The 25708-nt window shown below is 28.3% G+C and carries 25 protein-coding genes and 1 tRNA gene; 18 read left to right on the top strand and 8 right to left on the bottom strand.

What is annotated here, in order from left to right; genetic code table 11:
• Nucleotides 1-26: 26 nt before the first annotated feature.
• From hisF to CRU94_RS03325, 7 genes are all read left to right on the top strand, one after another.
• Nucleotides 27-788: an imidazole glycerol phosphate synthase subunit HisF gene (gene hisF / locus CRU94_RS03355; protein ID WP_129105389.1), complete on the top strand. Its 762-nt coding sequence runs from the start codon at nucleotides 27-29 to the stop codon at nucleotides 786-788.
• Nucleotides 789-1469: an SIMPL domain-containing protein gene (locus tag CRU94_RS03350; RefSeq protein WP_129105388.1), complete on the top strand. Its 681-nt coding sequence runs from the start codon at nucleotides 789-791 to the stop codon at nucleotides 1467-1469.
• Entirely contained in the window at nucleotides 1466-2011 is a 546-nt protein-coding gene (locus tag CRU94_RS03345; RefSeq protein ID WP_129105387.1) for a phosphorylase family protein, read from the top strand. The genes CRU94_RS03350 and CRU94_RS03345 overlap by 4 nt, the downstream gene beginning before the upstream one ends.
• Nucleotides 2011-3105 carry a 23S rRNA (adenine(2503)-C(2))-methyltransferase RlmN gene (gene rlmN, locus CRU94_RS03340; protein ID WP_129105386.1) on the top strand — a complete coding sequence of 365 codons (1095 nt, stop codon included), beginning with the start codon at nucleotides 2011-2013 and terminating at the stop codon, nucleotides 3103-3105. The genes CRU94_RS03345 and rlmN overlap by 1 nt, the downstream gene beginning before the upstream one ends.
• A 98-nt stretch (nucleotides 3106-3203) precedes the next feature.
• Complete coding sequence (gene gltX / locus CRU94_RS03335) at nucleotides 3204-4613, top strand: glutamate--tRNA ligase (RefSeq protein WP_129105385.1); 1410 nt, start codon at nucleotides 3204-3206, stop codon at nucleotides 4611-4613.
• Nucleotides 4614-4665: 52 nt separating this feature from the next.
• Nucleotides 4666-4947, top strand: coding sequence for an RNA recognition motif domain-containing protein (locus tag CRU94_RS03330; RefSeq protein WP_066160714.1), 282 nt, complete (start codon nucleotides 4666-4668; stop codon nucleotides 4945-4947).
• Between the two features lie 154 nt (nucleotides 4948-5101).
• The gene (locus CRU94_RS03325) at nucleotides 5102-5665 is read left to right on the top strand and encodes a YceI family protein (protein WP_129105384.1); all 564 of its coding nucleotides are present in this window, start codon (nucleotides 5102-5104) and stop codon (nucleotides 5663-5665) included.
• A gap of 42 nt (nucleotides 5666-5707) precedes the next feature.
• Here the strand turns inward: CRU94_RS03325 and CRU94_RS03320 are convergent, their stop codons facing one another.
• The 8 genes from CRU94_RS03320 to CRU94_RS03285 form a co-directional block, all read right to left on the bottom strand.
• Complete coding sequence (locus tag CRU94_RS03320; RefSeq protein ID WP_129105383.1) at nucleotides 5708-6970, bottom strand: homoserine dehydrogenase; 1263 nt, start codon at nucleotides 6968-6970, stop codon at nucleotides 5708-5710.
• A 10-nt stretch (nucleotides 6971-6980) separates the two neighbouring features.
• On the bottom strand, nucleotides 6981-8192 hold the full coding sequence (locus tag CRU94_RS03315; RefSeq protein WP_129105382.1) for an LL-diaminopimelate aminotransferase: 1212 nt from the start codon (nucleotides 8190-8192) through the stop codon (nucleotides 6981-6983).
• Nucleotides 8193-8196: 4 nt separating this feature from the next.
• The gene (locus CRU94_RS03310; protein WP_258237373.1) at nucleotides 8197-9003 is read right to left on the bottom strand and encodes a hypothetical protein; all 807 of its coding nucleotides are present in this window, start codon (nucleotides 9001-9003) and stop codon (nucleotides 8197-8199) included.
• Between the two features lie 11 nt (nucleotides 9004-9014).
• Complete coding sequence (gene rlmB, locus CRU94_RS03305) at nucleotides 9015-9704, bottom strand: 23S rRNA (guanosine(2251)-2'-O)-methyltransferase RlmB (protein WP_129105380.1); 690 nt, start codon at nucleotides 9702-9704, stop codon at nucleotides 9015-9017.
• A gap of 15 nt (nucleotides 9705-9719) precedes the next feature.
• Nucleotides 9720-10541, bottom strand: a complete 822-nt coding sequence (rsmI, locus tag CRU94_RS03300; protein WP_129105379.1) for a 16S rRNA (cytidine(1402)-2'-O)-methyltransferase — start codon at nucleotides 10539-10541, stop codon at nucleotides 9720-9722.
• 9 nt (nucleotides 10542-10550) lie between these two features.
• Entirely contained in the window at nucleotides 10551-10754 is a 204-nt protein-coding gene (gene rpmE / locus CRU94_RS03295) for a 50S ribosomal protein L31 (RefSeq protein WP_129105378.1), read from the bottom strand.
• A gap of 79 nt (nucleotides 10755-10833) precedes the next feature.
• Nucleotides 10834-11709 (bottom strand): tRNA (adenosine(37)-N6)-dimethylallyltransferase MiaA, encoded by an 876-nt coding sequence (gene miaA / locus CRU94_RS03290; protein WP_129105377.1) that lies wholly within the window; start codon nucleotides 11707-11709, stop codon nucleotides 10834-10836.
• A 3-nt stretch (nucleotides 11710-11712) separates the two neighbouring features.
• Complete coding sequence (locus tag CRU94_RS03285) at nucleotides 11713-11898, bottom strand: hypothetical protein (protein ID WP_129105376.1); 186 nt, start codon at nucleotides 11896-11898, stop codon at nucleotides 11713-11715.
• 71 nt (nucleotides 11899-11969) lie between these two features.
• Here CRU94_RS03285 and mqnP point away from each other — a divergent pair, with 71 nt between their 5' ends.
• The 11 genes from mqnP to CRU94_RS03230 all read left to right on the top strand — a co-directional run bounded on the left by mqnP (nucleotide 11970) and on the right by CRU94_RS03230 (nucleotide 25674).
• On the top strand, nucleotides 11970-12845 hold the full coding sequence (mqnP, locus tag CRU94_RS03280) for a menaquinone biosynthesis prenyltransferase MqnP (RefSeq protein WP_129105375.1): 876 nt from the start codon (nucleotides 11970-11972) through the stop codon (nucleotides 12843-12845).
• Between the two features lie 45 nt (nucleotides 12846-12890).
• Nucleotides 12891-12967: transfer RNA gene (locus tag CRU94_RS03275), tRNA-Arg, on the top strand.
• 100 nt (nucleotides 12968-13067) lie between these two features.
• Nucleotides 13068-14660 (top strand): type I restriction-modification system subunit M, encoded by a 1593-nt coding sequence (locus CRU94_RS03270; protein ID WP_258237372.1) that lies wholly within the window; start codon nucleotides 13068-13070, stop codon nucleotides 14658-14660.
• Entirely contained in the window at nucleotides 14650-15768 is a 1119-nt protein-coding gene (locus tag CRU94_RS03265) for a PDDEXK nuclease domain-containing protein (RefSeq protein ID WP_129105374.1), read from the top strand. The genes CRU94_RS03270 and CRU94_RS03265 overlap by 11 nt, the downstream gene beginning before the upstream one ends.
• Entirely contained in the window at nucleotides 15761-16792 is a 1032-nt protein-coding gene (locus CRU94_RS03260; protein WP_129105373.1) for a restriction endonuclease subunit S, read from the top strand. Before CRU94_RS03265 ends, CRU94_RS03260 begins: the two co-directional genes overlap by 8 nt.
• 16 nt (nucleotides 16793-16808) lie before the next feature.
• Complete coding sequence (locus tag CRU94_RS03255) at nucleotides 16809-18152, top strand: hypothetical protein (RefSeq protein WP_129105372.1); 1344 nt, start codon at nucleotides 16809-16811, stop codon at nucleotides 18150-18152.
• A 166-nt stretch (nucleotides 18153-18318) separates the two neighbouring features.
• Nucleotides 18319-19308, top strand: a complete 990-nt coding sequence (locus tag CRU94_RS03250; RefSeq protein WP_129105371.1) for an SMEK domain-containing protein — start codon at nucleotides 18319-18321, stop codon at nucleotides 19306-19308.
• A complete protein-coding gene (locus CRU94_RS03245) occupies nucleotides 19305-19538 on the top strand; it encodes an ABC-three component system middle component 6 (RefSeq protein WP_129105370.1) in 234 nt (77 codons plus the stop codon). The genes CRU94_RS03250 and CRU94_RS03245 overlap by 4 nt, the downstream gene beginning before the upstream one ends.
• Complete coding sequence (locus CRU94_RS03240; RefSeq protein WP_129105369.1) at nucleotides 19510-21222, top strand: DUF2326 domain-containing protein; 1713 nt, start codon at nucleotides 19510-19512, stop codon at nucleotides 21220-21222. The genes CRU94_RS03245 and CRU94_RS03240 overlap by 29 nt, the downstream gene beginning before the upstream one ends.
• A gap of 47 nt (nucleotides 21223-21269) precedes the next feature.
• The gene (locus CRU94_RS03235) at nucleotides 21270-22223 is read left to right on the top strand and encodes a Fic family protein (RefSeq protein WP_129105368.1); all 954 of its coding nucleotides are present in this window, start codon (nucleotides 21270-21272) and stop codon (nucleotides 22221-22223) included.
• A gap of 307 nt (nucleotides 22224-22530) precedes the next feature.
• Nucleotides 22531-25674: a type I restriction endonuclease subunit R gene (locus tag CRU94_RS03230; RefSeq protein ID WP_129105367.1), complete on the top strand. Its 3144-nt coding sequence runs from the start codon at nucleotides 22531-22533 to the stop codon at nucleotides 25672-25674.
• Nucleotides 25675-25708: the final 34 nt, after the last annotated feature.

Raw genomic sequence — 25708 nt, 5'->3', positions numbered from 1 at the left:
TATTACTAATTTTTAAGGAATTTTAATTGAATAATCTAACAAAAAGAATAATCCCATGTTTGGATGTAAATAATGGAAGAGTTGTAAAAGGTGTAAACTTTGTAGGGTTAAAAGATGCAGGAGATCCTGTTGAAATAGCAAAAAGATACAACGATGACGGTGCAGATGAGTTAACATTTTTAGATATTAGTGCAAGTGTTGAAAATAGAGGAACTATAGTTGATATTGTAAAAAATGTTGCCAAAGAGGTATTTATTCCACTAACTGTTGGTGGAGGAATAAGAAATTTAGATGATATTTATGCACTATTAAATGTAGGTTGCGACAAAATCTCTATAAACTCAAGTGCTGTTAAAACTCCAAATTTAATAGATGATGGAGCTAAAAGATTTGGAAGTCAATGTATTGTTGTAGCAATTGATGTTAAAAAAGTATCAGATGGATCTTACCATGTTTTTGTAAAAGGTGGACGAGAAGATACAGGACTTGATGCAATTTCTTGGGCAAAAGAGGTTGAAAGTCGTGGTGCTGGAGAGATTTTATTAACTTCTATGGATACAGATGGTGTTAAAAAAGGCTTTGATTTAGAGATAACTAAAGATATATCTAAAATTGTAAATATTCCAGTGATTGCAAGTGGTGGAGCTGGAAATATGCAACACTTTAAAGAGGCTTTTGAAGCTGGAGCTGATGCTGCATTGGCTGCATCAATTTTTCATTTTAAAGAGGTTGATATTATGGAGTTAAAAAAATATCTAAAAGCAAATAATATAAATGTTAGGTTATAGATGAAAAGAGTATCAAAGCTTCTACTTCTTTTGCCTATTTTTGCTCTCTCTTATGAATTAAATTTTAATAACAGTTTTTCAAAGAGTTTAAATCCTGATATATTATCATCAACAGTAAATATAAGTGTTACAAGAAAAAATGAGAACAGTGCAAATATAGAGATAGAGAAATTTAATAATTTTTTAAAGAATACAAAAAATATTACATTAAAAAATACAAACTATAATTTGACACCAAAATATGAGTATTTAGATAATAAATCGTACTTTAAAGGTTTTGTAGCAAATATAAATTTTGTAGTAGAATCAAAAGATTCATCTATGATAAATAGTTTTTTATCTGATTTATTGGCATTTAAAGATAGTAAAAAAAAGGATGATATAAAAATAAATATATCTAACTTATCTTGGGAAGTTAGTGAAAAATTACAAAATAAAACTATTGATAACTTAAGATTAGAGTCTATACTTTGGATTGAAGATTATGCAAAAGAGATATCTAAAAAGAGCTCAAAAAAATGTGAAATAAAAAGTGTAATAATTAATGAAGAGGGCAATTTTAATTTTCCTAGAGTAAAAGCTGTATCATTTTCAACAAATAGTGAAAATATGGATATCTCACCAATAAGAAGTGAACAAAATATTAAAATTAATACAAATTATATTTTGGATTGTAAATGATAGTTAGTGCAGGAAAACAAGAGAGCTTTCCTTTTGCAAAAGCAATTGGAGTTGGTTTGGTTGAAAGCGCAATGAACTTAACAAAAATTTGTCTATTTAATAGACCTGAATATATTTTATTTATTGGAAGTGCAGGAAGTTATGGAAATCATAATATTTTTGATATTGTAGAGTCAAAAAACTCTTCAAACATAGAGTTAAGCTTTTTGCAAAATTTTGCATATACACCAATTGATAATGCAGTTAGAATTGATACAGCTTTAACAAATAGTGAAGTTATTGTAAATAGTTCAAACTACATAAGTACAAATCAAATTTTATCAAAAGATTTTTTACAATACAATGTCGAACTTGAAAATATGGAGTTTTTTTCTGTATTAAGTGTTGCAAAAGAGTTTGAAATACCAGCTTTTGGTATTTTTGTGGTTACAAACTATACAAATGAGAATGCACATAGTGATTTTATAAAGAATCATAAAGAGGCAATGAATAAATTAGTTAAATATTTAGAAGATAAAAATATAATAAAAGAGGCAAAATAGTGGCAAAATTTGATGAGTCATCAATATATGACTACACACTAGATGAGTTAAAAGAGAGATTAAAGCCATCATTTAGAGCAAAACAGGTTTATAATTGGCTTTATAAAAAGTATGCAAACTCTTATGATGATATGAAAAATCTTCCAAAAGAGTTGATTGAAGATTTAAAAGCAAACTATGCAATTGATATTTTAAAAGAGGTGAAAAAAGAGCAAAGTAGTGATGGAAGTATTAAATATCTTTTTAAATTAAGAGATAATCATACAATTGAAGCAGTTTTACTTTTAATGAAAGATAAAAAGCTAGATGAAGATGGTCAAATTGTAAGAAGCGAGAAATACACAGTTTGTATCTCTAGTCAAGTTGGATGTAAGGTTGGATGTAGTTTTTGTTTAACGGCAAAGGGTGGATTTGTACGAAATCTTACAGTTGGAGAGTACATAGCTCAAATTGTTCATATAAAAAGAGATAACAATATAGCTGAAAATAAGGCTTTAAATATTGTTTATATGGGAATGGGTGAACCACTTGATAACTTTGATAACTTTGTAAAAGCTGTTGAGATATTCTCAGAGCTTGATGGTTTAGCAATAAGTAGAAGAAGACAAACGGTTTCAACTTCAGGAATAGCAAGTAAGATTAAGAAACTAGGTATTAAAGATTTACAAATTCAACTTGCTATTTCACTTCATGCTGTTGATGATGAGTTAAGAAGTGAGCTAATTCCTATGAACAAGGCTTATAATATTGCTTCTATAATTGAAGCTGTTAAAGAGTTTCCAGTAGATACAAGAAAAAAAGTTATGTTTGAATATTTGGTTATAAAAGATAAAAATGATAGTTTAGATGCTGCAAAAAAACTTGTAAAGCTTCTTGATGGAATTCAAGCAAAAGTGAATCTAATATATTTTAATCCATATGCTGGAACTTCATATCAAAGACCTCTTGAAGAGGATATGCTAAAATTTAAAGATTTTTTAAATAGCAAAGGTGTTATTTGTACAATTAGAGAGTCAAAAGGTTTGGATATAAGTGCAGCTTGTGGACAATTAAGAGAAAAAGATATAAAAAAGGATGAAAATGGCAATTCTTGAGATAGGTTTATTGATTTTTATAGTAGTAGTAGTAGTTTCAAGTGGAATTGGATTTTATATGCATAATAAAAAAAATGAAAAAGATGAGGAGAATTAATATGACAGTTACAAGATTTGCACCAAGTCCAACAGGATATTTGCATATTGGTGGATTAAGAACAGCTTTATATAGTTACTTGTGGGCAAGAAAAAATGGTGGAACTTTTAGACTTAGAATTGAAGATACAGATTTAGCAAGAAATAGTGAAGAAGCATTGGGTGCTATCATAGAAGCTTTTAATTGGGTTGGTTTATCATATGATGGAGAGGTTGAATATCAATCAAAAAGAACAGAGATTTATAAAGAGTATATAAACAAACTTTTAGAGAATGGAAATGCTTATAGATGCTATATGAGCAAAGAAGAGTTAGATGCTTTAAGAGCAAAACAAGAAGCTGCAAAACAAACTCCAAGATATGATGAGACATGGAGACCAGAAGATGGGAAAATTTTACCTGCAATTCCAGAAGGAGTTGAACCAGTTATTAGAATCAAAGCTCCAAAAAATGGAGAGATAAGATTTATTGATGGTGTAAAAGGTGATATGAAGTTTGATGCTTCTTTTGTTGATGATTTTGTAATTGCAAGAAGCAATGGAATGCCTACATATAACTTTGTTGTTACAATTGACGATATGCTAATGAATATGACAGATGTAATTAGAGGTGATGACCACTTATCAAATACTCCAAAACAGATTGTTATTTATAATGCACTAGGAGTTAAACATCCAAATTTTTATCATGTACCAATGATAAATAATCCAGAAGGTAAAAAACTATCAAAAAGAGATGGTGCTATGGATGTTATGGAGTATAAAAGATTGGGATATTTACCAGAAGCTTTATTAAACTTTTTAGTACGCCTTGGTTGGTCAAATAAAGATCAAGAAATTTTTTCTATGCAAGAGATGTTAGAACTATTTGATCCAAAAAATATAAATAAATCAGCATCAGCTTATAATGCTGAAAAACTTTTATGGCTAAATAGTGAGTATATAAAAACTGTTTCAAATGATAGATTAGTTGAAGAGTTGAAATTTTTTGATTTAGATTTAACTAATTATTCTAAAAAAGATGAGATTTTAAACCTTGCAAAACAAAGAGCAAATACTTTAATAGAGTTAAAAAAATCAATTTTAGATATTAAAGATGCCCCTACTTTATATGAAGAGGCTGGAGTTAATAAATTTATCAAAGATGATACAAATGAAGTTTTAAAAGAGTATTTAGAACTTTTAGAAAAAAATCTAAACTCTTTTGATAGTGTTGAAAAATTAGAAGCAATTACAAAACCTTTTATACAAGAAAAAAATCTTAAATTTCCACAAATTTTTCAACCAATAAGATTAGCTTTAACAGGTACTACACAAGCACCTTCTGTGTACGATATTATTTTTGTTTTAGGCTTTGAAGAGGTGAAAATAAGAATTTTAAAAGCTTTGGAAAAAAATTTTAAAAACTCTTGATTTAGAAAAAATATTAAGGCATAATAACTAACTTTTTCAAAGGATTAAAAATATGAACATTTACGTAGGTAATTTATCGTACAGAATGAACGATAAAGATTTAGAAGCAACATTTGCTAAGTTTGGTGCAGTTAAAAGTGCAAAAATTATTATGGATAAAGAGACAGGAAGATCGAAAGGTTTTGCATTTGTTGAAATGGAAGATTCTGCTGCTGGTAATGCTGCTATTGAAGCATTAAATGGTAAAGAAGCAGAAGGAAGAACTCTAAGAGTTAATGAGGCAAAACCTAGAGAGGATAAGCCAAGAGATAGTAGACCAAGAAGAAGCTTCTAATCCTACTTTTTTAATGGGGCTATGCCCCATCTTTTTAAACTACAATACAATTTAAAATCAAAACTTTTTTATAAATATCAACCTCTAAAATATATTAATTTTATGTTAACTATAAGCATATATTATTGAACTTATTTAAATATAAGGAGCAAAAATGAATTTATTAACAAAAATAACAGGAAGCTTAGTGTTAGCAACTGCTTTATTGGGGGCTGCAGAGTATAAAGTAGATAATGCACACTCAAATGTAGGATTTACAGTAAAACATATGATGATTACAAATGTTAATGGTAATTTCAAAACATATGATGCTATGATTGATTTTGATGAGAAAAATAGAACTTTTAAAAATCTAAAAGCCACTATTGATACAACATCAATTTATACTGGGATTGAAAAAAGAGATGATCATTTAAGAAGTGATGATTTTTTTGCTAGTGATAAATTTCCTAAAATGACATTTGAGATGACATCATATAAAGCAGATGGTGATGAGGGAAAGATGACTGGAAATCTGACTATTAGAGGAGTTACAAAGAAAGTAACTTTAGAGATTGAAGATATAGCTATTTTAGGAGATAAAATTGGTTTTTCTATGGAAGGAAAAATAAATAGAACTGATTTTGGTCTAAAATGGAACAAGGCTGTTGAACTTGGCGGTGTTGCAGTTGCTGAAGAGGTAAAAATTAAAATTGATGTAGAGGCTCAAAGAAAGTAGCTTTTTTTAAGAGTTAAGATTTTAAATCTTAACTCTTTAATATCAATCCTCTATTCTTATCATAGCTGGTTTTGATAAAACAACTTTTGAGTGCTCAAGCTCATCAATAGCTTTTTTAATATCTTTTTCTACGCAAGTGTGAGTTGTTAGAAGTAGATTTGCTTTTTCACGCTTAAGAGATTTTTGCATCATATTCTCTATTGATATATCATTATCTCCAAATATTTTTGCAACTTTTGCCAAAGTTCCACTTTTATCAGCTACTTCAAGTCGTAAATAATATTTTGTTTTAATATCATCTCTTGCCATTAAAGTTGGTTGAGTTCCTACTTGTTTTTCAAAACCAAGCATAGGAGAGCCTTTTCCTCGTCTAGCAATATCAATTATATTTGCAATAACAGCACTAGCAGTTGCATCACCACCTGCTCCTGCTCCATAATACATAGTCTCCCCTACTTTATCTCCAACAACAGAAACACCATTCATAACACCATCAACTTTTGCAATCATCTTATCAAGAGGAACCAAAACAGGATGAACTCTTAACTCTATCTCATTTCCTACTTTTTTTGCAATTCCAAGCAGTTTTATATTGTATTCAAACTCTTTTGCAAACTCTATATCAATTTTAGAGATATTTTGAATACCTTCAATTAAAATCTCCTCAGGTTTTACATCAATTCCATAAGCAATTGAACCCAAAATTAGAAGCTTATGAGCTGTATCAAATCCACCAACATCAAAAGTAGGATCTGCTTCTGCATAACCTAGCTCTTGAGCCTCTTTTAGAATTTGGTCATAAGTAGCACCCTCATTTATCATCTTTGTAAGCATAAAATTACAAGTTCCATTCATTATTCCTTGAATAGATTTGATGTTATTTGCACTCAAACCATCTCTTAGGGCATTAATTATTGGAATTCCTCCAGCAACTGCTGCTTCAAATTCAAAAGGTGTATCTCCAGCAAGTTCTTGTAGCTCATATCTGTGATAAGCAAGAAGTGCTTTATTTGCAGTTACTACTGCTTTTCCTTTCTCTAAAGCTCTTTTAACTATCTCATAAGGTTTTTCAATTCCACCCATAAGCTCAACAACAATATCAATACTATCATCTTCTAAAACTTCATTTATATCTGTAGTTAATTTAATACTAACATCTCTTTTTTTATCTAAATTTGAAACTACTCCAATGTGTGGAACAATCTCAACTCCAGCTCGTGCAGTTATAATATTTTTATTATCAATTAAAATATTTGCAACACTTGTTCCAACAGTTCCAACACCAATAATTCCAACTTTAAGCATAACTATATTCCTATTCTAATGTTTTTAAATATCTTTTTATATTTTTTGCAGCTTGTCTAATTCTTTTCTCATTTTCAATCAAAGCAATTCTTACATATTTATCACCATAGTGACCAAATCCAATTCCAGGACTAACTGCAACTTGTGCCTCTCTTAGAAGCTGTTTAGAGAACTCTAAACTTCCTAAATGTTGTGCTTTTTCAGGTATTTTTGCCCAAATAAACATAGAGGCATTTGGTTTATCCATAATCCAACCAGCTTCTGCAAATGCTTGAAGCATAACATCTCTTCTCTTTTCATATTTAGAAACTATCTCATCTACACAATCTTGTGGACCATCAAGTGCTACAGTTGCAGCAATTTGAATAGGTGCAAACATTCCATAATCAAGCCATGATTTTATTCTTTTTAAAGCACCAACAAGTTTTTCATTTCCAACAACAAAACCAACTCTCCATCCAGCCATATTGTATGATTTACTTAATGTAAAACACTCAACAGCAACATCTAAAGCACCCTTGGCTTGGAAAATAGAAGGAGTTTTATATCCATCAAATGTAATATCAGCATATGCAATATCAGAGATTATATAAAATCTCTCTCTTTTTGCCATCTCTACTAATTTTGTGTAAAATTCAGGAGTTACAGTTGCACAACTTGGATTGTGAGGGAAGTTTACAACTACATATTTTACTTTTGGAATTGATTCATCAATTGTTTTTTGAAGATTTTTAAAGAAAAGTTCTTCATCTACTTTAAACTCATTATCAAATACTAACTCAAATTTATGAATAGCAGCTCCATTTAGCATAAAAGCATATGAGTGAATTGGATAAGTAGGATCTGGAACAACAGCAACATCTCCAACATTTACAATAGCTTGAACTAAGTGAACATATCCCTCTTTTGAACCCATTGTTGCACAAGCGTGTTTATCTGGATCTAAAAAATCAACATTATATTTTCTTTTGTACCAGTTACAAATTGCAAGTCTTAATTTATATATTCCAATACTAGCACTATATCCATAGTTTTTTGGCTTGCTAGCTGCATCTTTTAATTTATCAACAATATGTTTTGGAGTCTCTCCATCTGGATTTCCCATAGAAAAGTCAATTACATCAACTCCAGCTCGTCTAGCTTCCATTTTAATAGCATTAACTTCTGCAAACACATAGTTTGGAAGTCTTTTCATTCTTTCAAATTCAATTTCGTCAAACATCTTATTACTCCTTAGTAATATTAAGCCCATTTCTTATATTTGTTAGGGCATAAAAATCATCAATTTTTACAAACCTAGTCTCACTAGGAACATTTAATCTTAATTTAGAATATCTCTTCTCTTTTTCAAAAACTCTTAAAATATTTAACTCATCATCATAGAAAACAACATTTGGATGCCAAATTGTTCCGTTGTTTGTCTCTATAGATAAAATCTCTGAGTTTGAAAGCTCAATCATATAGGGCTTCGTTGGCTTTCTTAATGATAAAGAGCTATTATTTACTAAATCTTCAACCTTATATAGTGTTGAGTTACTTGAATCTATAAAATAACTCCACTTGTTCTCAGCCTCTCTTCTTATTTTTAAAACTCTACAATTTGCATTTTGAAGCTCTAAAGATAATCTAAGAGGATTAATGGCGGCTGCGGTTTTTAACTTTATACTCCAAAAAAGTTGTTCACCATTTGTTGCTTGATTTTTTGTTATAAAATTTTGATTTCCAATAGCTTTTAAGATATCAGTTATATTTTTAAACGATTTTTTTGGACTTGAGCTAAATGTGAAAGTTACTTCAATATCTTTAATTTCATCATAATTTAGTTTTAAAAGTCCATTTTTATCTAACTCTTCACTAATTTTTATATAATCAATATTTCCATCTTTATAAAATTTACTTTGATCTTTGAATATATGATTAATTAGGTTTAGGTGAGTATTATAATCTTCACTATCTAAGATATTATAAATAGCTTGGTTTACATCTGCTTTTAAACTTAGTGCTAGAATAATCGTAAATAGTATTTTTTTCATAATAAATCTTCCTATCTTTTTAGGTTATAAATTAAAATAGCAGCAGCTGAACTTACATTTAGTGAGTCAAACTCATGCTCCATCTTTATTGAAACTTTCAGGTCTAATTTTTTTGCAACCTTTGGAGAGATTCCTTCTGCTTCATTTCCTAAAAAAAGTGCAACTTTATCTGTTTGCTCTATTTTTCCATATTTTTTTAGATCAACTCCATCCATTGTTGCACCAATTAGTGTAAATCCAGCATCTATTAATTCACTTGCCAAATCAACACTTCTTGGGTGAAGACAAAATGGCAAATCAAGTAGTGCTCCAGCGCTTGTTCTTATAGTTCCAGAGTTGTTTACTGTTTTTATATTTGAAGCAATCATTCCATCAACTCCCAAAGAGTAAGCAGTTCTTGCAATTGCTCCAATATTTCCAACATCTGTAAGACCATCTAAAACAACAATAAAATTCATATTTTTAATATCTTTTAGAGGTGTATAAACATAATCACTAAGTTTTAAAATAAGCCCTTGATGATTTCCACCTTTTGCTAGTGCTTGAGCTTTTTGATTATCAACTCTATGAATTTTTTTATTTAGTTTTGCAAATCTTGAAAAAAGTTTGCTATCAATCTCTTTTGATAAAAAAATCTCTTCTATTAAATCTTGGTGCTTTTCTAGTACATATAAAACTATCTGTTTTCCGTAAATTATCATTTTGTCTCGTTTAAATTAATTTTGGATTTTATCCAATAAATCTTGATAAATCTCTTTTACACTTGCTCCTGTAAGCTTTGCAATTAGCTTTGCTTTTATTTTTGGAGCAATGTCAAGTGGAAGAATATCATCTAAGTCTAAATTAAAACCAACTTTCTCTTTGGCATCAATTACAACAACCCATTCACCTTTTATTTCACACTTTTTTAGCTCTTCATATAGGTTTTTAGCACTATTTTTATAGCTTTTTTCATAAAACTTACTAATCTCTTTTACTAAAAATATCGTTCTATCTGGCTCTTTTGTATTTAACTCTTCAAGTAGTTTTAGAAGTCTATGTGGAGATTCATATAAAATTGATACTCTAGGACTTCTTAAAACCTCTTCTAGTTTTGATGCCCTACTTGCACCTTTGTGATCTAAAAAACCAAAAAATGTAAACTCACTACTTGAAAATCCACTCATAGCAAAGGCTGTTAAAAGTGCATTTGCTCCAGCAATTACTTCGTAAGGAACACCATTTTTTATACACCACTCAACCAAAGTTGAACCAGGATCACTAATACAAGGCATTCCAGCATCACTACAATAAACAACATTTTTAGAAAAAGTATCTTTTGAAATAGTTTTTAAAACATCAGCTTCATTGTGAGAGTGAAAAGATTTGAACTCTTTATTTGAAAAATCTAAGTTATATTTTTCACTTAAAAGATTTAGAAGTTTTTTTGTGACTCTTGTATCTTCACAAAAAATAAGTTCCGCCTCCAATAGTGCATCAAGAGATCTTTTTGAAATATCATCAAGATTTCCTATTGGTGTTGGAACTAAGCGCAACATAATATTAAATTATTTTGCCATATTATATTTAGCTTTGAATTTCTCAACTCTTCCAGCAGCATCAACAAGTTTTTGCTCTCCTGTGAAGAATGGGTGACAAGAAGAACAAATATCAACTCTTAGAGTCTCACTATTTGATTTTGTCTCAAAGCTATTTCCGCATGCACAAGAAACTTGACATACTTTGTAATCTGGATGAATATCTTTTTTCATTCCATTTTCCTTTTTAAAATTAAGCGTTTGGAAAAAGATCAAGTCCTTGCAAGTCCTTTACCAAACTTTGAACTTGCGATTATATCTTAAAATACTTAATAATCTCTGAATTTAAGCTAGAAATTATGTTTGAAGATTTATTTTCAAATTGACCTTTATTAAAAGTGTTTTGTCGTTTTGCTAGTTTTATTGTGTTTGAGATAATTTTTTCTTCAAGCTCTTTTTTTGAGATTTTTCCATCAAGATATTGTAAAGTTTCAACAACTCCAATACTAGACATACAGTTTGGTAATCTTGTATATTTTTTCTCTAAATATATAATCTCATCAATAAGCCCAGCTTCTATCATAGCTTTTGTTCGCAATGCAACTCTACTTGCAAGCTCCTCTTTTTCCCATAAAATCTCAAATATTTTTAAATCTGCACATAGAGCAACTTTTGGATTCTCTTTGAAGTATTGACTTGGAATTAAACCACTTTGTCTATAAATAGAGTAGGCTTTTTGAACTCTATATCTATCATTTGCTTCAATTTTTTGCATATACTCTTTATCTAAACTATAAAGCAAATTATAAGTATCATTTAAACTCATATCTAACTCTACATTTGAGTTAAAACCAAGACTTAAACCATCTGTTAAAGCTTTTAAGTAAAAACCAGTTCCACCAACAATTATTAGATTTTTCAGGTTCTCTTGTGCAAATTTTTTTGCATTTTGATACAAATTTAAAAACTCAACAACATCAAACTTCTCATTTGGAAAAACTTCATCTATTCCAAAATGAACTATACCATCTCTCTCTTTTTTTGTTGGTTTTGCACTTGCTATATCAATCTCTTTATAGACACAAAGAGAGTCAAGCGAGAGTATTATAGAGTTTGTTTTGTCTGCAAGTTCAAGTGATAGAGCTGTTTTACCTGATGCTGTTGTTCCAATAATTGCAATTTCTTTCATTTTTTAATCAACTTTTTTATAAGTTTCAAGCTCAAGTTTAAGGCTATTTATCTCTTTCTCTTTTTCAACTAAAATTTTTATTAGTTCAGAGTTTGTCTTTTTGTTTGTAGTATTTTGTTCATTTTCAATTTTTGTTGCACAAGATGTGAAAAAAAGTATAAAAAGAGTTAAAGTAAGATATTTTTTCATAAATTTGCCTTTTTTGCTTGGATTATAACGAAAAAGCATTAATTTAATCATTATTAGATAATATTTTGCCCATGGAAAAATTAATAAAAAAAATAAAAGATTTTAGTGAACTTGTAGTGTTTCAGCACTCAGTTTTTGCTTTGCCGTTTATATTTATAGCGATGGTTGTATCATCTTCACAGGTAAATCAAACACCTTGGTTTGGGTTTAAACTTTTGGTTTTGGGAACTTTGTGTGCAATATTTGCAAGAAACTTTGCAATGGGATTTAATAGATACATGGATAGAGATATTGATGGTTTAAATCCACGAACTTCAAATCGTCCAAATGTAGATGGAAGAATTAGTGAAAACTCAATGTTGGCATTTGTTGTTTTTAATGCAATAGCATTTATTGTTGTAGCATATTTTGTAAATAGTTTAGCACTTATTTTATCTGTTCCAATTTTAGTAATTATTGGTTCATACTCATACTTTAAGAGATTTTCATATTTAGCGCATATTATTTTGGGAATCTCTTTGGCTCTTGCACCAATTGCTGGAGTTGTTGCTGTTAGCCAAACTATTCCTTTTTGGGTGATACTTTTAAGTATTGGAGTTATGTTTTGGGTTGCTGGGTTTGATTTACTTTACTCACTACAAGATATTGATGTGGATAAAAAACTAGGACTTCACTCTATTCCCTCGCGATTTGGTGCAAAAAAGACAATGCTATTTTCAAAAGTTTTTCACTTTTTCACAGTTTTATTTTGGCTTCTGTTTGTGATTTACTCATCTGGTTCATATTTTGCATATATGGCTGTATTAATAAGTGCTTTGATGCTTAGCTATGAGCACTATTTAGTAAATAAAGATTTTAGAAAAATTGATAGAGCATTTTTTACTGTAAATGGATATTTGGGAATTGTATTCTTCTTTTTAATAGTTTTAGATAATATCTTCTTCTAAAAATTTTAAGCAAAATTAGGATAAACTTCAATCCTAATTTTAAGTGCGTCTGTAGTTCAACTGGATAGAATACTCGGTTTCGACCCGAGGGGTTGTGGGTTCGACTCCTACCAGGCGTACCACTCTCTAATCTAAAAAATTCATCTACTACTTTTTAATCATCTTTAATTCTATTTAGCTAAAATAAAAGCAATAATTACTTAATAGGGACTTTTTATATATATGGCAAAAGAAAAATCAGTTAAAAATCAAAAATCTATGGAAGAGACTCTTTGGGAGAGTGCAAATAAACTAAGAGGTAGCGTTGAATCAAGTGAGTATAAACATATTGTTTTAGGGCTTATATTCTTAAAGTTTGTTAGTGACACTTACGAAGAACGAAGAGAAAAACTACTCTCAGAGGGTAAAGAAGCATTTATCGATATGGTGGAGTTTTACACTATGGAAAATGTATTTTATCTTCCTGAAATTTCAAGATGGTCATACATAAAACAAAATGCAAAACAAGATGATATAGCTCTTAAAATAGATACAGCACTTGCAACAATAGAAAAAAACAATCCTAGCCTAAAAGGTGCATTACCTGATAACTACTTTTCAAGACTAAATCTTGATGTGAGTAAACTTTCAAGCTTAATAGATACTATAAACAACATCAACACAATAGAAGATAAAGGACACGATGTAGTAGGGCGTGTTTATGAATACTTCTTAGGTGAGTTTGCACTTGCTGAGGGGAAACTTGGAGGACAGTTTTATACTCCAAAATCAATAGTAAATTTGCTTGCAAATATGATAGAGCCATACAAAGGAAAAATTTATGACCCTGCTTGTGGAAGTGGTGGAATGTTTATTCAATCTTTGAAGTTCATAGAAGCTCACAAAGGAAATAAAAAAGATATCTCTATCTATGGGCAAGAGTTCACAGCAACTACATATAAACTAGCAAAGATGAACTTAGCAATTAGGGGAATATCTGCAAATCTTGGTGCAGTTCCTGCTGATACATTTTTCAAAGACCAACACCCTGATTTAAAAGCTGATTATATTATGGCAAATCCACCTTTTAATCAAAAAGAGTGGAGAGGTGTAAATGAGCTACTAGATGACCCAAGATGGGCTGGATATGATGTACCATCAACTTCAAATGCAAACTATGCTTGGATTCTTCATATGCTTTCAAAGTTATCTGAAAATGGTATCGCTGGGTTTGTACTAGCAAAAGGAAGTTTGACAAGTAACTCAAGCAATGAAGGAGAGATAAGAAAAAAACTAATAGAGAATAATCTAGTTGATTGTATAGTAAATCTTCCTGCAAAACTGTTTTTCAATACTCAAATTCCTGCTTGTCTTTGGTTTATCAAAAAAAATAGAGCTAGAAATGATATTTTATTTATAGATGCAAGAAATCTAGGGCATTTGATAAATAGAAGAAACAAAGATTTTAGCTCTGAAGATATAGAGCAAGTAGCATCTACTTATCACAACTGGAAATTAATTGGAAGTGGGACTTCAGTCCCACAAAATAGTAAATATGAAGATATAAAAGGGTTTTGTAAAAGTGCCTCTTTAGAAGAGGTGCGAGAACTAAACTATGTTTTAACACCTGGGCGATATGTGGGACTTGAAGAAAATGAAGATGAGTTTGATTTTAAAGAGAGATTTGAAAGCCTACAAAATGAACTGATAAACCAAATGAAAGAAGAACAAAGCCTAAATGATAGAATATTAGCAAATCTAGCAAAAGTAGCGAATAGCGGTTGCGAAGCAAACTTTCCTGTAAAAGTTAATTTGGTGGCAGTTGATGAGCGATAAACAACTTCAAAATTCTTTTACTACTGAATATAAACAGTGGCTAAATGAGATAAAACAAAAGTTTCAAAGCTCTCAAATAAAAGCATCAATACAAGTAAATAGTATATTGTTAGAGTTTTATTGGAATCTTGGAAATGAGATTGTAGAAAAACAAAAAAACAGTACTTGGGGAAGTGGATTTTTACAGCAACTTAGTATTGATTTAAGTGCAGAGTTTCCTGATGTAAAAGGCTTTTCTTATACAAATATAAAAAACATTAGGCAATGGTTTTTATTTTGGCAACAAGCTGTGGGCGAATTGGAAAGTACAAAAAGCCAACAACTTGTTGGCGAAAGTAGCATAGAAAATACAAAACAAGTTGTTTCACAAATTTTACAAATACCTTGGGGACACAATGTTGCTATTATCCAAAAATGCAAAAATACGCAAGAAGCTCTATATTATGTACAAAATACCATAAAAAATGGTATTAGCAGAAGTGTACTTATACACCAAATAGAAACAAATCTTTATGCAAGAGATGGCAAAGCCATCACAAATTTTGAAGCTACTCTTCCACCTCTTCAATCAGATTTGGCAAAAGAGATTACAAAAGACCCTTATAATTTTGATTTTTTATGCCTTACAAAAGGGTATCAAGAAAAAGAGCTAGAAAATGCCCTCACTGAAAATATCACTAAGTTTTTACTAGAACTTGGAAGTGGATTTGCCTTTGTTGGTAGACAATATAAGCTAATTGTAGGTGGTGATGAGTTTAGAATAGATTTACTTTTTTATCATATCAAACTTAAGTGTTATGTGGTAGTAGAACTAAAAGCTACAGAGTTCAAACCAGAGTTCGCAGGAAAGCTAAGCTTTTATACATCGGTAGTTGATGGAGAGATAAAAGATATAAATGATAATCCAACTATAGGAATACTTATATGCAAATCAAAAAATGATTTGGTTGTAGAGTATGCACTCAAAGATATAAATAAACCTTTAGGGATAAGCCAATACGAACTTACAGAAATCTTGCCAAAGGAGTATAAGTCATCGTTGCCAAGTATCGAAGAGATAGAAGCACAGTTTCAAAATGAAGATTTGAAGGCGGTGGGTGATGAGTAGTTGGAAAAAGTGCAAGTTAAGAGATATTTTAGAATTGAAATATGGTAAAGACCACAAAGCTTTAAAAGATGGAAATATTCCTGTATTTGGAAGTGGTGGCATTATGAGATATGCTGACACTTCTTTATACGACGATGAGTCAATTTTAATCCCAAGAAAAGGAACTTTAAATAATATTTTTTATATCAACGAACCATTTTGGACTGTAGATACTATTTTTTGGAGCAAAATAAATACGAAAGGAGCATTTGGTAAATTCTTATTTTATCAATTAAAAACTATTGATTTTGCAAATCTTAATGTTGGTTCGGCTGTTCCTAGTCTTACGACAAAAGTTCTAAATGAAGTTGATATTTATCTTCCCCCTCTTGAAGAACAAAAAGCAATAGCAGAAATATTAAGTAGCCTTGATGATAAGATTGACCTTCTTCATCGCCAAAACCAAACCCTAGAATCCCTTGCCCAAACTCTTTTTAGACAATGGTTTATCGAAGAAGCAAAAGAGGAGTGGGAAGTTGGAACTTTTGGAGATTTAGTTGAAGTTTCAAGTGGTAAAAGTTTAAAAAGAGAACTTTTTGATGATATGGGAAAATATGAAGTATTGGGAGCTAATGGTAAAATTGGAAAGACAAATGAATGGCTTTTTGAAGAAAAACTTATTTATACAGGAAGAGTAGGAACACTTGGAAATGTATTTTTAATCGATGAAGATAAAAAAGTTTGGTTGTCGGATAATACTTTAGTAGTTAAACCTAAAAAATATTTTTATTTTATTTATTTTTTAATGATTGATTTTCAACTTAAAAATTTAAATGTAGGAAGTACTCAACCCCTTGTTAGACAATCTGATTTAAAAAATATTGAGATTTTATTACCAAATGATGAAATAGTTTTGAGATTTGAACAACAATCAAAAAATATTTTTAAAAAAATTAATCAAAATAAAAAACAAATCCAAACCCTTGAAAACTTACGAGATACACTCTTGCCAAATCTTTTGAGTGGGGAAATTATATTGAAATAAAGCACAAGGAATTAAAGTGAATGAAGAATTAGAGAAATTAAATAATGACTTTAATAATATTGAAGTTTTAGAAGCTGATAAAATAACTGTTGAATTAATTGAAAATAGGGGAACACAGCAATCTAAATTAATATTTAATGATGATCCAAACTTTTCAATAAAACTTGAAAATAGAGAATATAAATTTAAATTAGTTGAACCTATTTATATTGAAAAAATTCATTTAAAGTCAAAGAATTCATTAAAAAATATAATTGTTTCTTATCATACAATAAATGATGAAACTAAAAATATAGAAATTAATAATGACAAATCAGCATATATAAGTACTTCAATAAAATCAATTATTGATTATATTACGATAAAACCTCCAAAAAGTAAAAAAATTGAATTAGAAAAATTGGAAATTTTTGGGTTTAGATTATTGGAAGTTGAAAATATAACTCAAAATTTAAAATCTATAGAGAATATAAGAGAAGAAATAAAAAGGGAAATTGAAAAAATAACAATAAATAATCAAACTCAACTTGATGAAATTATAAGTGAAAAAGAAAATTTGGATAAATTACATTTAGAATTAGATGATGAAGTAGAAACACTTACTAATAAGAAAGAAGAGCTAGAAAATAGTCTAAAAGAATTAGATAATCAAATAAAACAAATTTCAGAAACTAAAAATAATAGTGAAAATAGGGTTAAAGATTTAAATAATAAAGAACAACAACTTAACAATAGTATTTCAGAAAGAAATACCACATTATCAAACCTTAATAATGATATTTCTAAAAAAAGAGAAGAACTTAAAAAATTAGAAAGTGATACAAGTTTAATTGCTTATGATGTACAAGGTTATATAAAAACTGCAAATAATCATTTATTTTGGTACTTAGGGTTATCTATTATTCCTTGGGTATTAATTGTAGTTATAACATGTTATATTATATTTGGAGGAGCTGATTTAGCAGCAGTTTTAAGAGTAGAAAAAGATGCTCAATTGTGGACTATATTTTGGAGTAGAATCCCTTTTGTTATTGCAGTGGGTACTGTAATTTTTGTGGCTTATGAAGTTTCGAATATATTTATTCATAAAATCATGGAAATTAATCAACAAAAACTCGATTTCCAGAAGTTAGGAATTTTAGCAAAAGATGTTAGTGAATCTGCAACTCAAGGTTTAGATTTAAGCGATGAAGAAAAATTTGAATTAAGAACAAAACTTAAAATGGAAATGTTAAAAAGTCATTTGTCAAAAGATTTGGGTAAAAAATTTGAAATCGATATAAAACCAAATATTTTGAATAAATGGTTAAATAGAAATAATAAAGTCACTAATCGAATTAATGATGATAACAAGGAATAATCCATGAAAAAAGAACTCATAACTACACTTCAAACATAGTTTAATCAACTCAAGTACTCTTGAAAACTTGCGAGATACACTCTTGTCAAATCTTTTGAGTGGGGAAGTGAGAATTTAAATTATATTTGAGTATAATCAAAATAATCTGTACTTAAGGTAAATAAAAATGGTTGAAACTAGAGAAGAGATATTTAATAAAATTAGTAAAAGTTTAGCTATTACAAAATATGATATTGAAAATAGACAATCAATAAATGATTATGGTTTAAATATACATTCAGAAAATTTTTTTAGAGATATTTTAAATTTTATTTATGGATATGAGTTAGTTAATTCAAATAAAGAAAAACAAAATACTCCTTATATTGATCTAGTAGATAATAAAAGAAGATTATTTTTCCAAGTAACAACTACTAGAACAAAAGAAAAAATAGAAAATACGTTACAAATTTTGAATGAATATAAAGATTATGAAGTTAAAATATTATATTTATTAGAAAAGTCAAAACCAAATAAAGAAACAATAACTGAATTAAACTCTAAATATAACATGAATTTATTAGATTCTTTGTACGATTCAAGTGATTTAATAAGAGATATAAATGATTTAGAAACTACAAAATTAAAAGATTTTTATAATAAATATTTTAAAAATTTAGAAAATAAATATTCAGAAATTTCAATATTAGATTTAGTAATTAAACATCTGGTACATAATAAAAAGAAATGTAAACGAAATTATTTAAATGATGATTTTGGAACTATTGAAAGTAATGAAAAACTACAGTTAAATAAAATAAATCAAAAAATATCATCCGAAATAAATAGTGGGATTGATTATAGAATATTGGTTGAAAAACTTGAAGAAGATAATACAATTACAGATTTAAAAGCTTTAATTGTAGATGATAAGTATAAATCTATATTAGAAACAAAGTTGTTAGCTAAAGTAAAAAGAGAAAAATTTTTAAATAAAGATGTGTCAGAATTACATATTTTATCAAAATTACATAATTTGAATTATAATGAAGTTATCAGTGAACTATATGAAAATATAAATAGTGAAGTTGAAATTGATGATTTTAACTCATTAAATGTAACTTGGATAATAATATCATTTTTCTTTGAAATATGTGATATAGGAATAAAAGAATGATAATGCCTACAAAAATAATTCAACCAGTTGACAGCTTGATTAGTATTTCATCTTTTGTTTTAGATATTCTAAAAAAAGAATCAATGTCTTTAGATGATTTATTAGATAGACTAAATGAACAATATTATAAAAAAATATCTATTGAAAAATTAATTTTATGTATAGATTTTCTATATATAATAAATAAAATAGAGAGTGAAAATGAAACTATTACAATTAACATCAGATAATCCAAAATTTAAAACATTAAATTTTAAAGATGGCTTAAATATAGTTGTTGGTACACAATTAACAGATGAACAAAAAAAAACAATAAATGGATTGGGTAAAAGTTTATCATTATCTTTGATTCATTATATGTTTGGCTCAAAATTTAAAACATCTTCAGAAAAAAAACTGGAACAATACTTATCAGAATACGGAATTTTTGAACTTTCTTTTATTCATAATAATCAGGAATACACAATTAAAAAAGACTTTTCAAAATCAGAGTTTTATATAAATGATGAAAAAATAGCTAAAACAAGCTATACAAGTAAATTGACAGAGATATTTTTAGGCAAAGATTCTGAAATATCTTTTAAGCAAGTTTTTAATTGTTTTTCAAGAAGATTTAGTAGCGAAGTGAGTTATTATAGTAATGTTTTGACTCAACAAGGAAGACCTTTAGAAGATTATTATCAAAAAATGACTAACTTGTTTTTATTGGGAGTTAATCTTTCGTTAGTTAAAAGAAATTTTGATGTAAAAGATAAGCTATCTAAATTGAAAAGTGCAGAAAAAACATTAAAAGAGTATGAAAAAAAACTTGATAAGAATAATATTAATGATATTAAAGATGAAATAAATAGATTAAAAGAGCAATTAGATAAATTTATAATTGCTGAAAATTATGATAGTTTAAAACAAGAAGCAGATATATTAACTCAAAATATAAATGATTTTAGAAATAAAATTTATATCATTTCTAAAAAAATAAGAATGAAAGAGTTAAATTTAAAAAGTTCAGAAAATATTGATATTGATATTGAAAAGATTAAAGAAATTTATGATGAAGCAAATTTCTTTTTTGAAGAAAGAATTACTAAGCGATTAGAAGAAGCACAAGAATTTCATAATAATTTAATACAGAATAGAAAGAAAAGATTATCGATTGAGTTAAATGATTTGAATATTGATTTAATTAAATTAGAACAAAATATGCAAGAAATATCGACTAAAAGAGATAGCATAATAAAAGATTTAGATAGTAGTGGAGCATTAGAAGAGAGAGATAGCTTAAAAGATAGAATAAAAACACTTGAAGAAGAACAAAAAGATTTAGAGAAATATGAACATATTTTAAATGAGTTTAAAAAAGATAAAGTTCAGTTAGAAATGAATGAAACTATAATAAAAAAAGAGAGTTTATCTTATTTAGAAAAAAATCATAATAGATTTGAACAAATAGAACAAAAGTTTAGAGGTTTAGTTAAAAGATTTTATGATAACACAGGTGGTTCACTAAAAATAGTAGAAACACCAACAGCTAGATATTTGTTTGATATTAGTAGTGATATACCAAAACAAGGTTCACAAGGAGTTGGAGAAGTTAAAATCTTTTGTTATGATATATTGCTATACTTATTGAATCCTAATTTATTAGAATTTTTATCTCACGATGGTTGTATTTTTTCAGAAATGGATAAAAGACAAAAAACTATGATTTTTAAGTTAATAATTGAACTTGTCCAAAACAACTCTTTGCAATATTTTATAAATGTTGGAGATAGTACATTAAATGAGATTTTAGATAAAGATAGCCAAATAAATATTCTATCTGATGAAGAAAAAAAAGTTATAGAAAGTAGTATTATATTAGAATTAAATGATATTGAGCCAAAAAATTGGTTATTTGGAGAAAGTTTTAATTAATATATTATTAAAGCTAGATTATATGTAAAATATTAAAAAAAATAATTATGAACAACTATACCACACCATATAAAATAACCTCAAAAATACTAAAACTATCAACGCAAATCAGTGAAGAACTCACAAAACTTCAGTTTACTGGTGTTGAAAAAGTAAATCCAATGTTAAGAAAAAAGAATCGTATCAAAACTTTAGCAGGTACTTTGGAAATAGAGGGGAATTTTTTAGGTGAGGAAAAAATCACAGCTATAATAGAAGGTAAAAGAGTATTAGGATCAGTAAAAGAACTTGCAGAAGTTCAAGGAGCTATAAAAGCTTATGAAAAACTAGATGAGTTTCGATACTTTGAATTAGATGATTTACTACTGGCTCATAAAATATTGATGGATGAAATACTCACAACTGCTGGAAGTTTTAGAAGTGTAAATGTAAAAGTGGGTGAACATATAGCCCCTCAAGCAAACATGGTAAATGAACTTATGATAAATCTTTTTTCATGGCTAAAAAATAGCGATGAACATATGCTTTTAAAATCTTGTATATTTCATTATGAATTTGAGTTTATACATCCATTTTCAGATGGAAATGGTCGTATTGGAAGACTTTGGCAAAGTGTGATTTTAAATAGTTTTAATCCTATTTTTTCACTTCTACCAACTGAAAGTATAGTAAGAGATTATCAAGAAGAGTACTATAAAGCAATAGAAGATTCAACAGAACTTGGAGAAGGTACTCCATTTATAGAGTTTATGCTTGAGATGATATTAAAATCAATTCAAAGTACTTTAAAAAGTGACCAAAAAAGTAACTATAAAAGTGACCAAAAAATTTTAGCACTTATGAAAGAAAATAGTAAAATCACTATTTATGAACTGATGGAAAAACTCTCTATGAGTGAATCAGGAATAAAAAAAGTAATTAAAAAGCTAAAAGATGAAAATATCATAAGTAGAGTTGGAAGTCTAAAATCAGGTTATTGGGAAGTAAAAGTATATGAGTAATTTTATAAAAACTCAAAAAAAACTACTATTAGTTGATAGTATAAAAACATCTATAAGTGTACTTACATATTATGTAAGTTATACTTTTGCTAACACACCCTTTCCACCTCTTAACAATGTGCCAAAGAGAGGGTCTTCTTTATGAATAACTATACTTTACTATATAAGATAGCCTCAAAAATACAAAAACTATTAATTCAAACTAATTTCAAAAGTGAACAAAAATTTGTTTATTTTGAAATAAACGAGATAGAAGAAAAATCAGTTATTTCCAAAATGGAAACAACTGCAAAGAAATGGAAATAAAATGAGTAAATTTACAGAAGAAAAATTAGAATTAGCATTTATAGAGTTACTTGAAAATCAAGGTATCACTTATCAATTTGGAAAAGATATAGTAAGAGCTGAAAGTGAAGTTTTACTAGAAAATGATTTAAAAGAGTATTTAAAAAATAGATATAAAACTGAAAATATTCTTGAAAGTGAAATCACAGGGATTGTACGAAAACTTCAAAACTATCCAGCAAGTGATTTGTACGACTCAAACAAAGCCATAATGAAACTAATCTCTGATGGATTTATTCTAAAAAGAGAAAAAGCTGATGATAAAGATATTTATATTGAGTTTATCAACTATGATGATGTAAATTCAAACAACTTTAAAATAGTAAATCAACTTGAAATTATGGGTTATGAAAAAAGAATACCTGATGGAATACTCTATATAAACGGTATTCCATTGGTTGTGTTTGAGTTTAAAAGTGCCATAAGAGAAGAAGCAACTATTTATGATGCTTTTGTGCAACTAACAGTTAGATATAGAAGAGATATTCCAGAGCTTTTTAAATACAACGCATTTTGTGTCATAAGTGATGGAGTAAATAATAAATCAGGTTCGTTCTTTTCTCCTTATGAGTTTTTTTATTCTTGGAGAAAAATCACTGGAAATGAAATAGAAGTAGATGGAATACCATCTATGCACTCTATGATTGCTGGGATGTTTGATAAAGAGCGACTTGTAGATATTATTCATAACTTTATCTATATGCCAGATAAATCAAAAAAAGAGGAAAAGATAGTTTGTAGATACCCTCAATATTACGCAACTAGAAAACTATATGAAAATATAAAAACGCATCAAAAGCCACAAGGTGACGGAAAAGGTGGTACATATTTTGGTGCTACTGGTTGTGGTAAAAGTTTTACAATGCTTTATCTAACTCGTATGCTTATGAAAAGTATTCATTTCTCAAGTCCAACAATTATTTTAATTACAGATAGAACAGATTTAGACACACAACTAAGTAGCCAGTTTTCAAATGCAAAAGGTTTTATAGGTGATGATGGAATAGTTAGCGTTGAAAGTCGTGCTGATTTAAGGCAAAAGCTTCAAAACAAAGAGAGTGGAGGAGTGTTTTTAACAACTATTCATAAATTTACAGAAGATTTAGAGATATTAAGCCATAGAACAAATATCATAGTAATCTCTGATGAAGCCCATAGAAGCCAAATCAACTTAGACCAAAAAATAAAAGTAACACAAGATGGTGTTAAAAAGAGTTATGGTTTTGCAAAATATCTGCATGATTCACTTCCGAATGCTACTTATGTAGGATTTACGGGAACTCCTATTGATGCAACACTTGATGTTTTTGGAGATGTTGTTGATAGCTATACAATGACTGAATCAGTTAGAGATGAGATTACAGTTAAAATTGTATATGAAGGACGAGCTGCAAAAGTACTATTAGATAACTCAAAACTTGAAGAGATAGAAAAATATTACGAAGAGTGTGCAAGTCTTGGAGCAAATGAACACCAAATAGAAGATAGTAAAAAATCTATGGCAAATATGAGTGCAATATTGGGAGATATTGATAGAATAAAAGCAATAGCAAAAGATTTTGTGGAACATTATGAAAAAAGAGTAGAAGAGGGTGCAAGTATAAAAGGAAAAGCTATATTTGTTTCTAGTTCAAGATCTATTGCTTATTCACTTTTTAAAGAGATAATTGCTTTAAGACCATCTTGGAATGAATTAAAAGTTTGTGATGATGATGTTGAACTTAGCGATAAAGACAAAAAAGAGATTCTACCTCTTGAAAAATTAAAAATGATTATGACAAGAAGCAAAGATGATGAAAAAGAGCTTTATGACGCCCTTGGAACAAAAGATTATAGAAAAACTTTAGATACACAGTTCAAAAATGAAAAATCAAACTTTAAAATAGCAATTGTTGTTGATATGTGGCTTACAGGATTTGATGTACCATTTTTAGATACTATTTATATAGATAAACCTATACAAGAACACAATCTTATACAAACTATCTCAAGAGTAAATAGAAAATATGCAGGAAAAGAAAAAGGACTAGTTGTTGATTATATAGGTATAAAAACAGCTATGAATAAAGCTTTGAAACAGTTTTCAAGTATAGATTCTCAAAACTTTGAAGATATAGAAGCTTCAATAGTTGTTGTAAGAGATCAGCTTGATTTATTGTCAAAGCTATTTTATAAATTTGATAGTAGTAAATATTTTATTGGAACACCAACAGAGCAATTAGCTACTTTAAACAATGCAAGTGAGTTTGTACAACTTACAAAAGAGCTTGAAAATAGATTTATGTATATAGTAAAACGATTAAAAAGTGCTTATGATATTTGTTGTGGAAGTGAAGTTTTTAAAGCAATAGAAAAAGATTATATTCATTTTTATTTAGCAGTTCGTTCAATCGTTGTTAAGCTTACAAAAGGCGAAGCTCCTGATACAGCTTCTATGAATAAAAAAGTTGCACAAATGATAGAAGAAGCGATAAAAAGTGAGGGTGTAGAAGAGATATTTAAACTTGGAAGTGATGATGAGAGTAAAATTGATATTTTTGATGAAGATTACATAAATAAGATAAATAAAATCAAACTTCCAAATACAAAGATAAAACTACTTCAACAGCTATTAGCAAAAGCTCTTGAGGAGTTTAAAAAAGTAAATAAGGTAAAAGCAGTTGATTTTTCTAAAAAGTTTAATGCACTTGTAGAAAAATATAATGAAAGAAAAGAGAATGATGTGCTTGTAAGCAGTGTTTTGGATGATTTTACAGATGAGATTATAGATCTTTATTATGCACTTCAAAAAGAGAAAGAGTCTTTTGTTGATTTAGGAATCGATTTTGAAGAAAAAGCCTTTTACGATATTTTAAAAACAATAGCTATTAAATATGATTTCTCATATCCAGAAGATAAATTAATAGCTCTATCAAAAGAGGTAAAAATTGTAGTTGATGATAAATCTAAATATACAGATTGGAATATAAGAGAAGATATAAAAGCTGAATTAAAAGTGGATTTAATAATGCTTCTTGCAAAACATGGTTATCCACCAATTACAAAAGATGAAGTGTTTAAAGAGATATTTGAACAAGCTGAAAATTTTAAGAGGTTTAGGCAATAGTAACCATTTTGTAATCAACAAATTTTAAACTTCC

Origin of the sequence: Arcobacter sp. AHV-9/2010, from assembly GCF_004116575.1 — a bacterium.
Classification (GTDB): Bacteria; Campylobacterota; Campylobacteria; order Campylobacterales; family Arcobacteraceae; genus Aliarcobacter; species Aliarcobacter skirrowii.
Note: the sequence above shows the minus strand (reverse complement) of the source record. Positions and strands in the feature narration are given on the sequence as shown.

What these genes read in the sequence shown, in the direction of transcription:
- CRU94_RS03350 (WP_129105388.1), top strand. Translation starts at nt 789, where the DNA reads ATGAAAAGAGTATCAAAGCTTCTACTTCTTTTGCCTATTTTTGCTCTC.
- CRU94_RS03345 (WP_129105387.1), top strand. Translation starts at nt 1,466, where the DNA reads ATGATAGTTAGTGCAGGAAAACAAGAGAGCTTTCCTTTTGCAAAAGCA.
- gltX (WP_129105385.1), top strand. Translation starts at nt 3,204, where the DNA reads ATGACAGTTACAAGATTTGCACCAAGTCCAACAGGATATTTGCATATT.
- CRU94_RS03330 (WP_066160714.1), top strand. Translation starts at nt 4,666, where the DNA reads ATGAACATTTACGTAGGTAATTTATCGTACAGAATGAACGATAAAGAT.
- CRU94_RS03325 (WP_129105384.1), top strand. Translation starts at nt 5,102, where the DNA reads ATGAATTTATTAACAAAAATAACAGGAAGCTTAGTGTTAGCAACTGCT.
- CRU94_RS03320 (WP_129105383.1), bottom strand. Translation starts at nt 6,970, where the DNA reads ATGCTTAAAGTTGGAATTATTGGTGTTGGAACTGTTGGAACAAGTGTT.
- CRU94_RS03315 (WP_129105382.1), bottom strand. Translation starts at nt 8,192, where the DNA reads ATGTTTGACGAAATTGAATTTGAAAGAATGAAAAGACTTCCAAACTAT.
- CRU94_RS03310 (WP_258237373.1), bottom strand. Translation starts at nt 9,003, where the DNA reads ATGAAAAAAATACTATTTACGATTATTCTAGCACTAAGTTTAAAAGCA.
- rlmB (WP_129105380.1), bottom strand. Translation starts at nt 9,704, where the DNA reads ATGATAATTTACGGAAAACAGATAGTTTTATATGTACTAGAAAAGCAC.
- rsmI (WP_129105379.1), bottom strand. Translation starts at nt 10,541, where the DNA reads ATGTTGCGCTTAGTTCCAACACCAATAGGAAATCTTGATGATATTTCA.
- rpmE (WP_129105378.1), bottom strand. Translation starts at nt 10,754, where the DNA reads ATGAAAAAAGATATTCATCCAGATTACAAAGTATGTCAAGTTTCTTGT.
- miaA (WP_129105377.1), bottom strand. Translation starts at nt 11,709, where the DNA reads ATGAAAGAAATTGCAATTATTGGAACAACAGCATCAGGTAAAACAGCT.
- CRU94_RS03285 (WP_129105376.1), bottom strand. Translation starts at nt 11,898, where the DNA reads ATGAAAAAATATCTTACTTTAACTCTTTTTATACTTTTTTTCACATCT.
- mqnP (WP_129105375.1), top strand. Translation starts at nt 11,970, where the DNA reads ATGGAAAAATTAATAAAAAAAATAAAAGATTTTAGTGAACTTGTAGTG.
- CRU94_RS03270 (WP_258237372.1), top strand. Translation starts at nt 13,068, where the DNA reads ATGGCAAAAGAAAAATCAGTTAAAAATCAAAAATCTATGGAAGAGACT.
- CRU94_RS03265 (WP_129105374.1), top strand. Translation starts at nt 14,650, where the DNA reads ATGAGCGATAAACAACTTCAAAATTCTTTTACTACTGAATATAAACAG.
- CRU94_RS03260 (WP_129105373.1), top strand. Translation starts at nt 15,761, where the DNA reads ATGAGTAGTTGGAAAAAGTGCAAGTTAAGAGATATTTTAGAATTGAAA.
- CRU94_RS03250 (WP_129105371.1), top strand. Translation starts at nt 18,319, where the DNA reads ATGGTTGAAACTAGAGAAGAGATATTTAATAAAATTAGTAAAAGTTTA.
- CRU94_RS03245 (WP_129105370.1), top strand. Translation starts at nt 19,305, where the DNA reads ATGATAATGCCTACAAAAATAATTCAACCAGTTGACAGCTTGATTAGT.
- CRU94_RS03240 (WP_129105369.1), top strand. Translation starts at nt 19,510, where the DNA reads ATGAAACTATTACAATTAACATCAGATAATCCAAAATTTAAAACATTA.
- CRU94_RS03235 (WP_129105368.1), top strand. Translation starts at nt 21,270, where the DNA reads ATGAACAACTATACCACACCATATAAAATAACCTCAAAAATACTAAAA.
- CRU94_RS03230 (WP_129105367.1), top strand. Translation starts at nt 22,531, where the DNA reads ATGAGTAAATTTACAGAAGAAAAATTAGAATTAGCATTTATAGAGTTA.